The organism is Salmonella bongori NCTC 12419, assembly GCF_000252995.1.
Classification (GTDB): domain Bacteria; phylum Pseudomonadota; class Gammaproteobacteria; order Enterobacterales; family Enterobacteriaceae; genus Salmonella; species Salmonella bongori.
In genome coordinates, this window is record NC_015761.1 from 397,961 (window position 1) to 410,616 (window position 12,656).

The following is a 12,656-nucleotide window of genomic DNA, read 5'->3' on the forward strand; positions in this document are numbered from 1 at the left end:
GCTCTGTTTCTATAATTTGGGAAAATTGTTTCTAAATGTTCCCAAAAATAATGAATGATGAAAATTTTTACAGAAAAGCGGTCGAACGGGCTGTAGCGCCGCCAGCTTCTCAGAATGAACAGCAACGCTCCGGATTGCGCTTTGCCCGGCGTATCCGGCTACCGCGTGCGGTGGGGTTAGGAGGCATGTTTTTACCGGTCGCTGCTGTGTTAGTGTCGCAGCCGCTCGGTGGTGGATGGTGGCTGTTGCTGGTTGGCTGGACTTTTGTCTGGCCGCATCTGGCGTGGCAATTGGCAGCGAAAGCGCGCGATCCGCTAAGCCGGGAAATTTACAATTTAAAAGCGGATGCGATTCTCGCTGGTATGTGGATCGCACTAATGGGCGTCAATCTGTTGCCTGCTGCCGCGCTGTTAATGATGATGTGCATGAATTTAATGGGCGCTGGTGGGCCGAGACTGTTTTTTGCCGGGATGGCGCTTTTGTGGGCGTCATGTCTGGTGACGTTGCAGCTCACCGGGTTACCCGTCGCGACACGGAGTTCGTCACTGGAAGTCACGCTCTCTTTACCGGTTATTGTGCTGTATCCCCTCTTGTTTGCCTGGGTGAGTTATCAGACAGCCATTAAATTAGCGGAACATAAGCGACGACTGCAGGCAATGAGTTCCCGGGATGGCATGACCGGTGTCTATAACCGACAGCACTGGGAAATTTTATTACGCGATGAGTTCGATCATTGCCGACGCCATCATCGGGAAGCGACATTATTGATTATCGATATTGATCATTTTAAGAGCATTAACGATACCTGGGGGCATGATGTTGGGGATGAGGCGATTATCGCTCTGACGCGCCAGTTACAGTTAACGCTACGCGGGAGCGACATTATCGGGCGCTTCGGCGGCGACGAGTTTGCGGTGATTATGTGCGGAACACCGGCAGACAGCGCGATTACCGCCATGTCGCGAGTGCATGAACGGTTAAACACATTACGCTTGCCTGGCGCGCCACAGGTAGTACTACGTATCAGCGTGGGCGTGGCGCCATTAACGCCACAAATCGGTCATTACCGGGAATGGCTTAAATCTGCGGACATGGCGCTTTATAAAGCAAAGAATGCCGGACGTAACCGCACCGAAGTGGCGGCATGACGTCCAGCCGGGTATCAGGATTTACTGAGCGCCTCTGATTTTTCCATACACTTCGTCATCGCTTCAATTACCGCGGCGCGGAAACCTCGTTCTTCCAGAACGCGTACGGCTTCAATCGTCGTTCCGCCAGGCGAGCACACCATATCTTTCAGCTCTCCGGGATGTTTTCCCGTCTCAAGTACCATTTTCGCCGATCCCATGACTGCCTGCGCAGCAAATTTATACGCCTGAGCGCGCGGCATACCGCCCAGAACGGCGGCATCCGCCATCGCTTCGATGAACATAAAGACATAGGCCGGAGATGAACCGCTCACGCCAACTACCGGGTGGATCATGGGTTCAGCGATTACTTCCGCTTCGCCAAAGCAACGGAAAATATTCAGTACATCGGCCGTATCCTCCGGCGTCACCAGCGCATTCGGTGTTACCGAGGTCATGCCGGTGTTAACCAGCGACGGCGTATTCGGCATGGCGCGGATAATTTTACGGTCGTGGCCCAGAGCACGCGCAAGTTGTTCAAGCGTTACGCCTGCGGCGATGGAGACAACCAGAGAATCTTTGTTCAGGCTGGAGGTAATTTCACTCAGTACCTTTATCATAATGCCCGGTTTTACCGCGCCGAAAACAATATCCGCGACCTGGGCAACTTCCTGCGCGCTTTGCGCCGCATTAATACCATACTGGTCATGCAGGGCGGTAACTTTATCGGGGGAAGGGGTGTAGACCCAGATCTGACCGGGAAGCACCTGACCGCTGGCAATGAGTCCGCCAAGAATAGCCTTACCCATATTACCGCAGCCAATAAAACCGATTTTCTTCTCCATCTCGTCACTCCCTATGTTTATGGATTATGGGGAGTGGTTAGCTTAACGCGGATTGAAAACGGGCAGAAGAAGAAACAGCACTTTGATGAAAGACAAAAGCGCGAGACAATAAATAATGGCATACAGTACGGGAGACATTATGACCATTTGGGTGGATGCGGACGCGTGTCCGAATGTCATTAAAGAGATTTTGTATCGCGCCGCTGAGCGGATGCAACTACCGCTTATTCTGGTGGCGAATCAGGCATTGCGCGTGCCGCCGTCACGTTTTATCCGTACGCTTCGCGTGGCTGCCGGCTTTGATGTCGCAGATAATGAAATAGTGCGGCAATGCGCAGCGGGGGATCTGGTGATCACTGCAGATATTCCACTCGCTGCTGAAGTGATGGAAAAAGGCGCTGCGGCCCTCAATCCCCGTGGAGAACGCTATAGCGACGCCACGATTCGCGAACGTCTGACGATGCGTGACTTTATGGACACGCTACGCGCCAGCGGCGTACAAACAGGGGGACCGAATACGCTTTCGCCGCGTGATCGGCAGCATTTTGCTGCCGAGCTGGATAAATGGTGGCTGGAAACTCAGCGTAAAAGATAATTTGTGTAATGAAATTTTTACAGTTCCTTCATCTTTAATTCTTGCTATAGTACGATAATCGTGAGTTTAGCGTATTTGTGTAAATTAATCTTTACATTTTTAAGTCGTACTAGTTTGGTGATATGATTACGACATTGCTGAGATCAAATCCTGCGTATTTGCAGCGCCCTGGGGAACGCCTGTTATGATGCAACCTCTTTATCTTGTTGGCCCGCGGGGCTGTGGGAAAACGACCATCGGTTTGGCGCTGGCGCAGGCAACCGGTTTCCGGTTTGCGGATACCGATCGCTGGCTGCAATCCCATGTACAGATGACCGTTGCCGATATCGTCGAAAAAGAGGGCTGGGAAGGGTTTCGCGCCCGAGAAACGGCGGCTCTGGAAGCGGTAACCGCGCCTTCGACAGTCATTGCGACAGGGGGAGGTATTATTCTTACTGAATATAATCGCCGCTATATGCACCGCGTTGGCGTGGTGATTTATCTTTGCGCGCCGGTATTGACGCTCGTTAACCGGCTTGAGGCTGAGCCAGACGTTGATTTACGTCCGACCTTAACGGGAAAGCCATTGAGTGAAGAGGTTCAGGAAGTGCTTGAGCAACGTGACGCGCTGTACCGTGAAACGGCGCATTACATTATTGACGCTACGAAAGCGCCGACCCAGGTGGTGTCCGAAATTATGGCTGCGCTGCCGCCATCGACGCAACGGTTACAGGGAGATGTCTATAATTAACGCTCACCCCGAACAAAGGAAATACTATGCCAACCAGACCACCTTACCCGCGGGAAGCGTATATCGTCACCATTGAAAAAGGCGTGCCGGGCCAGACGGTGACATGGTATCAGCTACGGGCTGACCATCCGAAACCTGATTCGCTCATTAGCGAGCATCCGACCGCAGAAGAAGCGATGGATGCGAAAAAACGTTATGAAGACCCGGATAAATCATAGCGATATGAACGACTCAGAAGGGACTCTGAGTATTTCTAAATCATATCTCCATCACATTTTTGAAACATTTACACTGACAATTAAAACGGTAAATTAAGCGATAACAATACAATACTGGAATTATTTGGAATCTTTACACAATGCACTGCGAATCTGCTGCTACGCTTTTTGAGATTTATAGGGCAGGTAGCGCAGTGGTCGTGTAAATATTTGCCCGGGAATTACGACGAAGTAATAAGAAGGTGGTAGAAAAATGAGTGCGTCGTTGGCAATCCTCACAATCGGCGTTGTGCCAATGAGCGAAGTGTTACCGCTCCTGACGGAATACATCGACGAACAACACATTACCCATCACAGCCTGTTGGGTAAAATGAGCCGGGAAGACGTTATGGCGGATTATGCCGTGGAGCCCGGCGACGATCCGCTCCTGACATTGTTGAATGATAATCAGATAGCCCATGTTTCCCGCCAGAAAGTGGAGCGCGATTTACAAGGTGTCGTCGAAGTGCTGGATAACCAGGGCTACGATGTCATTATATTGATGAGTACCGCCGCGATTAAAAGTATGGCCGCCCGCAATTCTATTTTGCTTGAGCCGCTGCGTATTATTCCACCGTTGGTTGCCTCTATTGTGGATGGACATCAGGTGGGTGTTATTGTGCCAGTGGCGGAGCTTCTGGCGGCTCAGGAGAAAAAATGGCAGGTATTGCAAATGCCGCCAGTTTATTCACTGGCGAATCCGGTTCACGGGACGGAGCAACAGCTCATTGATGCCGGACAGGCACTTTTGGATCAAGGTGCGGACGTCATCATGCTTGATTGTCTGGGGTTTCATCAACGACATCGGGATATCTTGCAGAAAGCGCTGGACGTGCCGGTTTTACTCTCTAATGTTTTGATTGCGCGATTGGCTTCAGAACTCCTTGTTTAATTTTACGTGACAGGCCGAATGCCAGGACTCTATATTGGTTGTTAGTTTAATAACGAGACGGGGCCTGTTTATGCTACAAAGCAACGAATACTTTTCCGGGAAAGTAAAATCGATTGGATTTACCAGCAGCAGCACCGGCCGGGCCAGTGTCGGTGTGATGGCAGAAGGGGAGTATACCTTTGGCACCGCTGAGCCTGAGGAAATGACAGTCGTAAGCGGCGCACTGAAGGTCCTGCTGCCAGGGACTGTCGACTGGAAAGTGTACACGGCGGGTGAGGTGTTTAACGTGCCGGGTCACAGCGAGTTCCATCTCCAGGTTGCTGAGCCTACGTCATATCTGTGCCGCTATTTGTAATAGAGAGCCCCCTCTCCGCGGAGAGGGACCTTCTTATCAGCGTTGTGCTTCGCCGCCTAATCCTTCCACCAGGTTTTGAATCAGAGCCGCCAGTTCGCCGGTCATCAGAATAAAGTCCGCGTCGAAACGCTGGGCGAAATCGTCCCGGTCGATATCTTCATTCTGATCACGCAGTTCATCGCAAAATTTCAGCCGTTTAATAGAGCCGTCGTCGCATATCACGAACTGAATGCGCTGCTGCCAGTCGAGCGCCAGTTTTGTGACCACTTTACCCGCTTCAATATGTACGGCAATTTCGTCACTGACCAGATCCTGCTTTTTCGCACGGATTACGCCGCCATCTTCCAGCATCGCTTTTAATTCGGCTTCATCCAGTAACTGGAAACCCTGCGCGACAGTGCCGGAGCGCACCCATTCGGTGAGCGTCAGCTCAATCGGATTTTCCAGCGCCAGCGGGACGACCGGCAGTGAACCGAGACTTTTACGCAGCAGCGCCAGGGTATCCTCTGCTTTTTTCGCGCTGGCGCAGTCAACCATAATCAGACCGTTAACGGTATCAATCCACATCATCGTCTGACTAAAGCGGCTGAATGCGCGCGGCAGCAAGGAGTGCAGTACTTCATCTTTCAGGGCGTCTTTTTCCGTTTTCTTCAGCTTGCGCCCCTGATCAGCTTCCAGTTTCTGGATTTTCGCTTCCAGCGCCTGCTTAATCACCGGCGATGGCAGGATTTTCTCTTCTTTGCGCGCACAAATAATAATTTGGCCATTGGCGGTGTGCGTTAACGCATCGCTGTGAGCGCCCATCGGCGGAACCCAGCCCATTTTGGCCATATCCTGGCTACCGCATGGGGTAAACGTCATTGAGGCGAGCTGTTTCTCCATCTCTTCGGCGCGCAACGAGATATCGCGGCTAAGACGGTAAACCATTAAATTTTTGAACCACAGCATGATAATTTCCACGGCCTTGTCGTTAAATCCAGACGGTATAGTAACGAATTGTCGGCAGGCTTGCATTGCCAATCAGAACGGTGGGTTCTACCCTGTTGATATTCCCAAAAATGAGGAGCGGTATGTGCGTATTGGTATCGATTTAGGCGGCACAAAAACGGAAGTCATTGCGCTGGATGATGCAGGAGAGCAGCGGTTTCGCCATCGTCTGCCTACGCCGCGGGAGGATTATCAGCAAACGATAGAAACCATTGCTGCGCTGGTCGACATGGCGGAACAGGCGACCGGCCAGACCGGTAGTGTCGGCATTGGCATTCCTGGGTCTATCTCGCCTTACACTGGTGTTGTAAAAAATGCCAACTCTACGTGGCTTAACGGCCAACCGTTCGATAAAGATATGAGCCGTCGCCTGAACCGCGAGGTGCGTTTGGCCAACGATGCCAATTGTCTGGCGGTCTCAGAGGCGGTAGACGGTGCGGCGGCAGGAGCGCAAACGGTGTTTGCGGTGATTATCGGCACCGGGTGCGGCGCGGGCGTAGCGCTAAATGGCCGGGCGCACATCGGCCGCAACGGTACGGCAGGCGAATGGGGCCATAATCCGCTGCCGTGGATGGATGAAGACGAGTGGCGTTACCGCGAAGAAATCCCGTGTTATTGCGGTAAACAAGGCTGTATCGAAACCTTTATTTCTGGTACGGGGTTTACCACGGATTACCAGCGTTTGGGCGGTAAGCAACTAAAAGGTGATGAAATTATTCATCTGGTTAAGGAGCAGGATGCGGTGGCGGAACTGGCGTTAAGCCGTTATGAGCGACGGCTGGCGAAAGCGTTAGCCCACGTGGTGAATATTCTTGATCCGGATGTGATTGTGCTGGGTGGAGGCATGAGCAACGTTAAACGCCTGTACAGCACGGTGCCTTCATTGATGAAATCGTTTGTTTTTGGCGGCGAATGCGAGACGCCGGTGCGTAAGGCGCAGCATGGCGATTCAAGCGGCGTGCGCGGCGCGGCCTGGTTATGGCCTCTGGCGTAATGTTGTTTACTGGATAAGCGTTGGTGTCATTCGGCAACAGGTGCAACGGGGGACCGCTTGCGCCTGTTGCTACCGTAGGCCAGCAGCGAAGACATGGCGGAAAAGGACAGCAGTGCGGCGGGAAGCGCCACGTAGTTGTACGCTAACCCCAGTGTCAGCATCAGCCCGCCGCACCAGGCGCCAATCGCGCTGCCAAGATTAAACGCGATTTGCCCTCCCGCCGCGCCCAGCAACTCGCCGCCTTTGGCATTTTGCAGTAACAAGATTTGCAGCGGAGCAGAGAGCGCAAACAGGCCGGCACAGCAGATAAATGCAAAAGTCAGTGATGCCATTTTGAACTCGCCGAAGAAAAAGAGCGCTGCCAGAGAGAGGACGATAACGAGGTCAGTCACCGCCGCAATACGTAGCGGGGTATATCTGCCGGAGAGTTTACCGCTTAACAGATTACCCAGCACCATCCCCAGCCCGACCAGCATCATAATTAACGTCATCAGTGTTTCCGAAAAACCGGAGATATACAACATAAACGGCTTGATATAGCTGAACCAGGCAAAGACGCCTGCATTACCGAACATAGTAGCGGCAAAGATGAGCCATGGCGCGAGACTGCGCAAAAAGTGGAATTGTTCACGCAGGCTGTTTTTGGCTTCGTCGCGAATATCCGGCACCCAGAAGAAAATGGCGGTAAGGACGGCTATGTTGAAAATTGCGATCAGCAAAAAGGTGTAGCGCCAGCTAAATTCTTGACTCAGGTAAGTACCGAACGGGATACCAACCAGATTCGCTACCGTCATCCCGGAAACCATACCCGCGACGGCGGCGGTGACTTTCCCGGGGCGAATAATCTTTGACAGGACGATGGCGCCGACGCCAAAAAAGGCACCGTGGGGAAATCCGGAAACCAGCCTGCCGATGGCGAGCATCAGATATGACGATGAAAGGGTAAACATGGCATTGCCAATCACACACAGAGTGACCAGAAACAGCAGAATAGATTTAAGCGAAAAGCGGTTGGAAAAAAGCGCCATAATAGGGGCGCCCAGCACCACTCCGCAGGCGTAAAACGAGATCATATGCCCGGCTGCGGGAATGGATATGCCAGCATCGCGCGCCAGTTCCGTCAGAACGCCCATAATGCCAAATTCGGCCATTCCCAGTCCGAACGTACCCAGCGCCAAAGAAAAAATGACTTTTTTCATACCACCTGCCGAAAATAAAGGCGCATACGCCGCGGCTGTGAACCGTCGCAGCCAATCAACGTATAGCTTGCGGATAATCGTAAGGTAATACCATTCCTTATCCGCCTTTGTGTATTCATTATTATGCTACGTCACCAGGTGGTGTCGTGCGTGTTGCTACTCTACTGCAAATGTTTTGTCCAGTTTGCTATAACCAAGACCATTGATTTTTTTCACTTTTATTTGCACTGGAATACGTTCTTTCATGGCTTCCACATGGCTAATAACGCCTATGGTCTTCCCGGTGGCATTCAGAGCGTCGAGCGCATCCAGCGCGGCGTCCAGTGTTTCGCTATCGAGCGTGCCGAAGCCTTCGTCCAGGAACAAGGAATCAATGCGCGTTTTATGGCTTACCAAATCGGATAACGCCAGCGCCAACGCCAGGCTGACCAGGAAACTTTCGCCGCCGGAGAGCGTACGCGTATCGCGTACGGCGTCGGCCTGCCAGGTATCCACGACTTCCAGCTCCAGCGCGTCGCTGGCTTTGCGTTGTAATAAATAACGGCCATGCAGACGGGTGAGCTGATGATTCGCCAGCCAGACCAGATTATCCAGTGTGAGTCCCTGGGCGAATTTACGAAATTTATCGCCCTCTTTAGAGCCGATAAGCGCATTGAGATAACCCCAGTCTTCAACCTGCTGAGAGGCCTTTTCAATGGCCGCCATTAGATTCCGGTGATGCTGCCGGTTATCCACATCCTGTTTAATTTGTTGGCGAATTTCTCCCTGACGCGTGGTGGTGTCACGCAGTTGCTGCGCCAGTTGCGTCAGTATCACCGGGATATGCTCCGCGGGACTGGTCGGATCAAGCCCGGCGGGCGGGTGTTGTTGGTGTAGAGCCAGCGCCTGCGCAGATTGCGCGCTTAACGCCTTCGCTTGTTGTAACTGGCTTTCCAACGCCTGCTGCTGTTTTTCCAGACGAGCGATCGTCTCTTCATCCAGCAGAGCCGCCAGAAACGCGGCCTGGTTGTCAAATGGGCTCTTTGTTAGCGCGGCGTCAAAATGCGCTGTCGCTTCAAGGGCGCGCTGCTGTTCCTGCGACGCTTGCTGCTGTAAGGTGTGTAACTGGCTTTGCAATGATACGCACTCATCATGTACCTGTCGCCAGTTATCCAGCGGCAGGTCGTCGTCCGGCGTTATGGTATCCGTCTGCGGCAGCGTTTCCAGCAGTGGGGAAAGCCGGTCGATCTGCATTTGTAAATCAGCCAGCTCCGCCTGGCGTTGCTGCCACATTTTGGCGTCTTCGGCACGTGTGTGCAGCCACAGCGACTCGTCTTCTGGTGCAGGAAAAGGAAGTTTATATCGTGATAACTCGGCCATCAGCGCCATCTGACGCTGTGCAATTCGCGCCGTAAACTGGGCTACCTGTCCGGTATGGGCGGCGATTTGCGATTGTAGAGCGTGGCGCTGGCTTAGCTGATAGAGTTGCTGTTCATGTTCTTCCGCGGCAGCCAGCCAGCCAGAAAGATCCTCCAGCGGCTGAAGCTGAACGCCCAGCGCGGCGCATAGCGTTTGCCATGCTTCAGTAAGTGCTTGCTCCTCCTGCAAAAGCGAACGCGCCTCGCTTTCGTCCCGCTGTAATTGTTGTGTTAAGGCGTCTAATTGCCCTCGCAGCGCTGCACCTTCTTCCGCCAGAGTGTTGACCTCTTTTTCCAGCGTTTCGCGGCGGGTTTGGTTTACGCTTAATTCCAGATCCCGATAGGCGGCGACGGCAGGGTGCGTCGTTGATCCGCAAAGGGGACACGGCTGGTCCGGCTGTAAACGCGCCCGCTGGCTTTCCAGATCTTTGATGCGAGTTTCCTGTTCGCAAATTATACGCACATCCGCAAGTTCCTGCGCTTTGGCTTTATAACGTTGTCGCTTATCCGTCAGCCGCTGGGTGAAGTGCGCCTGTTCCTGCTGATAACGCGCGATGGCTGCCTGTAGCAGCGCCTGGCGCTTTTGGTTCGGCGCGATTTGCCCCTGAAGCGCGGCGAGACGCTGGCGTAGCGGACGTTGTCTGGTATGTAATGCTTTGGCTTCAGCCAGCGTTTGTGGCGTGAGGTTGAGTGTGGTTGGCGGCAGTGTGTCAAGTTGCCGGGTATCGGCTGCCAGTTGCTGTTGCCATTGGCGCAACTGTTCCCTGTCGCTGGATTGCTGCGTTAATAACGCCCGCCAGCCTGCCAGTTCGCTGTGCCACTCGCGAATACCATCGTGTTCCTCCAGCCATGCTTTTAGCTGCTGTCCGGCGACCTCCAGCAGTGCGGATTGCCGATGCGCACAGGCGCGGATACGCTGGCGCTGACGAAGCGTGTTTTGTAAGCGAGCGTTTACTTCATTAATTTGCTGACGCACCCGCTCAACGGCGATGGTTTGTTCCTGAATGCGTTCCCAGTGTGGGCGCAACTGGCGGGCAGGTTGCGCCAGTGTCAGCGCCGCTAACTGGGGCTGCGCTTTTTCGTGTGCCTCTTGTACTGCGTACTGCGTTTGTTGCCGGGCGTGTAACTCAGTCTGCAATTCATTTCTTCTGGTCAGCCAGTGAAGATGCTGTTGCTGCGTCTGCTGGCGGGCCAGCAGACGTTTCTCTTCGTCAGTAAGCGCCTGCAAACTGACTTCAAGCTGTTGTAATTGTTCTTCTGCCAGCAGCGATACGCCGTTGGCCTGCGCCTGTAACTTTTCCAGTTCGAGACGGGCGGCTTTGTGTCTCTCAAACACTTGTGCGGAAATCTGCCCGTAAATCTCAGTGCCCGTCAGTTCCTCCAGCAGCTCCGCGCGCTCTTTCGCTTTGGCGTTAAGAAAGGCGGCGAACTGCCCCTGCGATAACAGCATCGAACGGGTAAAGCGACCATAGTCCAGCCCGGTCAGGGCGGCGGTCATCTCCAGCTTATCCTTGACCTTATCTGCAAAAATTTTCCCGTCTGAACAGCGCGCCAGCTCTACGCGCGGGGCTTGTAGATTGCCGTCAGGCTGATTACGGGCGCGATTCTGGCTCCAGAAGGCGCGCCAGGCTTCGCCTTTGACCTCAAATTCCACTTCAGCCAGACACTCTGCCGTATCGCGTGTCATTAAATCGTTCTGCGACTGCGATACCGTATTCAGGCGCGGCGTTTCGTGGTACAGCGCCAGGCAGATGGCATCAAGCAGGGTTGTTTTTCCTGCGCCGGTCGGGCCGGTAATGGCGAATAATCCATTACTGGCAAAAGGTTCGGCGGTAAAGTCGACCTTCCATTCTCCTTTCAGCGAGTTTAGATTTTTCAGCCGCAAACTGAGAATTTTCATGCCTCATGCTCCTCGTTCAGCGCGTAGAGCGTGGTGGAAAAGAGCTGATTCAGGCGCTCTCGTTGCGGAGTGTCTAATGTTTCCAGCGCCAGGCGCCGCGCAAAAACGTCTTCTACACTCAGCTCGCTTAACGTTTCCCGACGTTCGTTCGCCAGGGCGCGTTCACGCTGCTCGCGGCTACGGCGCACCAGTAACACGTCTACCGGCAGGGACTCCGTTAGTGCCTGAATTTTTCGCTGAATATCATGCAGATAGTTATCGGTAGTGATTTCAATATCCAGCCAGACGGGAGGTGATTGTTCCACGCCGCGCCATTGCTCAAGCTGTTCAGTAATTGACGCCAGATCGCCTTTTAACACCGCCAGCGGCTGAGTTACAGGAATGGGCAGACTCTCGGTGCTTTTCCATTTCCCCTCGTCGAACGTCACCAGGTGTACACATTTGCTTTTGCCGCACTCATCAAAGCTGAGTGCGATGGGGGAGCCGCAATACCGGATATGCTCCGTACCGCCGACACATTGCGCGCGATGAATATGTCCCAATGCGATATAATCCGCTGGCGGGAAATGCTGTGCCGGAAAGGCATCCAGCGTGCCGATATAAATGTCGCGCACCGCATCGCTTTTACTGGCGCCGACGGTAGTTAAATGCCCTGTCGCAATAATTGGCAACGTCCTGTCGCCGCGCAGTTGGCAAGCTTGCTGGTACTGCTGCTGGTAATAATCGGCGATCGCATGAAGAAGCTGTTGCTGTTTTTCGTGGCCGGACAATCCGGCCTGACTGGTGATAATGTCGCGCGGGCGCAAAAAGGGAATAGGACACAGTACAGCACCAGGCGAGCCATCGCGACAATGAAGGAGTCGCGGCGCATAGCCCGCGCTGGCGATCACGGTTGTATTGAGAAACGCCAAAATTTCACGCGACTCGTTTAACGTGGCGACGGAGTCATGATTACCGGCCAGTACCACCAGATGGCAGCCTGTTTGCTGTAAATTGACGACAAACCGGTTATAAAGTTCCCGGGCATAGCTTGGCGGTGAACCGGTATCGAAGATATCGCCTGCGACGATAATGGCATCCACCTGGTGGGATTGCGCGGTATCCAGCAGCCAGTCCAGAAAAGCCTGATGCTCCGCGGCGCGGCTTTTGCTGTAAAAGTTTTGTCCCAGATGCCAGTCAGAGGTGTGGAGGATGCGCATAACGGTTCCATGCAAAAAAAGCGTGAGCGCGATTATACACGTCATCTCCTCTCTTTTTGGGCGCAATTTATCGTTTGTACTTTGTCATGAAGTGTTTTAACTGTGTCATAAATCATCAACATGCAGTCAATACCGCTGCTTTTTTTCATAAATCTGTCATAAATCTGACGCATAATGGC

General features: G+C 53.2%; 12 protein-coding genes. 7 read left to right on the forward strand and 5 right to left on the reverse strand.

Annotated elements, in window-relative coordinates; all coding sequences use genetic code 11:
• Positions 1–35 precede the first annotated feature (35 nt).
• Positions 36–1,148, forward strand: coding sequence for a diguanylate cyclase AdrA (gene adrA / locus SBG_RS01775; RefSeq protein WP_000484104.1), 1,113 nt, complete (start codon positions 36–38; stop codon positions 1,146–1,148).
• A 14-nt stretch (positions 1,149–1,162) separates the two neighbouring features.
• Here the strand turns inward: adrA and proC are convergent, their stop codons facing one another.
• Positions 1,163–1,972 (reverse strand): pyrroline-5-carboxylate reductase, encoded by an 810-nt coding sequence (gene proC / locus SBG_RS01780; RefSeq protein WP_000412199.1) that lies wholly within the window; start codon positions 1,970–1,972, stop codon positions 1,163–1,165.
• Positions 1,973–2,111: 139 nt separating this feature from the next.
• On the opposite strand from proC, the gene SBG_RS01785 reads away from it, so the two are divergent.
• From SBG_RS01785 to ppnP, 5 genes are all read left to right on the forward strand, one after another.
• Complete coding sequence (locus tag SBG_RS01785) at positions 2,112–2,567, forward strand: YaiI/YqxD family protein (protein ID WP_000158132.1); 456 nt, start codon at positions 2,112–2,114, stop codon at positions 2,565–2,567.
• Between the two features lie 184 nt (positions 2,568–2,751).
• Positions 2,752–3,297, forward strand: a complete 546-nt coding sequence (gene aroL / locus SBG_RS01790; protein ID WP_000983563.1) for a shikimate kinase AroL — start codon at positions 2,752–2,754, stop codon at positions 3,295–3,297.
• A 26-nt stretch (positions 3,298–3,323) separates the two neighbouring features.
• Positions 3,324–3,515, forward strand: coding sequence for a protein YaiA (yaiA, locus tag SBG_RS01795; RefSeq protein WP_001143166.1), 192 nt, complete (start codon positions 3,324–3,326; stop codon positions 3,513–3,515).
• Between the two features lie 253 nt (positions 3,516–3,768).
• Positions 3,769–4,446, forward strand: a complete 678-nt coding sequence (locus SBG_RS01800) for an AroM family protein (RefSeq protein WP_001276435.1) — start codon at positions 3,769–3,771, stop codon at positions 4,444–4,446.
• Between the two features lie 70 nt (positions 4,447–4,516).
• Positions 4,517–4,801, forward strand: a complete 285-nt coding sequence (gene ppnP / locus SBG_RS01805) for a pyrimidine/purine nucleoside phosphorylase (RefSeq protein ID WP_000941949.1) — start codon at positions 4,517–4,519, stop codon at positions 4,799–4,801.
• Between the two features lie 36 nt (positions 4,802–4,837).
• Here the strand turns inward: ppnP and rdgC are convergent, their stop codons facing one another.
• The gene (gene rdgC, locus SBG_RS01810) at positions 4,838–5,749 is read right to left on the reverse strand and encodes a recombination-associated protein RdgC (RefSeq protein WP_000964299.1); all 912 of its coding nucleotides are present in this window, start codon (positions 5,747–5,749) and stop codon (positions 4,838–4,840) included.
• A gap of 124 nt (positions 5,750–5,873) precedes the next feature.
• On the opposite strand from rdgC, the gene mak reads away from it, so the two are divergent.
• Entirely contained in the window at positions 5,874–6,782 is a 909-nt protein-coding gene (mak, locus tag SBG_RS01815) for a fructokinase (protein ID WP_001219257.1), read from the forward strand.
• Between the two features lie 26 nt (positions 6,783–6,808).
• On the opposite strand, the gene araJ is transcribed toward mak, so the two are convergent.
• The 3 genes from araJ to sbcD all read right to left on the reverse strand — a co-directional run bounded on the left by araJ (position 6,809) and on the right by sbcD (position 12,477).
• A complete protein-coding gene (araJ, locus tag SBG_RS01820) occupies positions 6,809–7,981 on the reverse strand; it encodes an MFS transporter AraJ (protein ID WP_000755612.1) in 1,173 nt (390 codons plus the stop codon).
• Between the two features lie 156 nt (positions 7,982–8,137).
• Complete coding sequence (gene sbcC / locus SBG_RS01825) at positions 8,138–11,278, reverse strand: exonuclease subunit SbcC (protein WP_013991380.1); 3,141 nt, start codon at positions 11,276–11,278, stop codon at positions 8,138–8,140.
• On the reverse strand, positions 11,275–12,477 hold the full coding sequence (sbcD, locus tag SBG_RS01830; protein ID WP_001221240.1) for an exonuclease subunit SbcD: 1,203 nt from the start codon (positions 12,475–12,477) through the stop codon (positions 11,275–11,277). Before sbcD ends, sbcC begins: the two co-directional genes overlap by 4 nt.
• Between the last annotated feature and the right edge of the window lie 179 nt (positions 12,478–12,656).

What these genes read in the sequence shown, in the direction of transcription:
- adrA (WP_000484104.1), top strand. Translation starts at nt 36, where the DNA reads ATGTTCCCAAAAATAATGAATGATGAAAATTTTTACAGAAAAGCGGTC.
- proC (WP_000412199.1), bottom strand. Translation starts at nt 1,972, where the DNA reads ATGGAGAAGAAAATCGGTTTTATTGGCTGCGGTAATATGGGTAAGGCT.
- SBG_RS01785 (WP_000158132.1), top strand. Translation starts at nt 2,112, where the DNA reads ATGACCATTTGGGTGGATGCGGACGCGTGTCCGAATGTCATTAAAGAG.
- aroL (WP_000983563.1), top strand. Translation starts at nt 2,752, where the DNA reads ATGATGCAACCTCTTTATCTTGTTGGCCCGCGGGGCTGTGGGAAAACG.
- yaiA (WP_001143166.1), top strand. Translation starts at nt 3,324, where the DNA reads ATGCCAACCAGACCACCTTACCCGCGGGAAGCGTATATCGTCACCATT.
- SBG_RS01800 (WP_001276435.1), top strand. Translation starts at nt 3,769, where the DNA reads ATGAGTGCGTCGTTGGCAATCCTCACAATCGGCGTTGTGCCAATGAGC.
- ppnP (WP_000941949.1), top strand. Translation starts at nt 4,517, where the DNA reads ATGCTACAAAGCAACGAATACTTTTCCGGGAAAGTAAAATCGATTGGA.
- rdgC (WP_000964299.1), bottom strand. Translation starts at nt 5,749, where the DNA reads ATGCTGTGGTTCAAAAATTTAATGGTTTACCGTCTTAGCCGCGATATC.
- araJ (WP_000755612.1), bottom strand. Translation starts at nt 7,981, where the DNA reads ATGAAAAAAGTCATTTTTTCTTTGGCGCTGGGTACGTTCGGACTGGGA.
- sbcC (WP_013991380.1), bottom strand. Translation starts at nt 11,278, where the DNA reads ATGAAAATTCTCAGTTTGCGGCTGAAAAATCTAAACTCGCTGAAAGGA.
- sbcD (WP_001221240.1), bottom strand. Translation starts at nt 12,477, where the DNA reads ATGCGCATCCTCCACACCTCTGACTGGCATCTGGGACAAAACTTTTAC.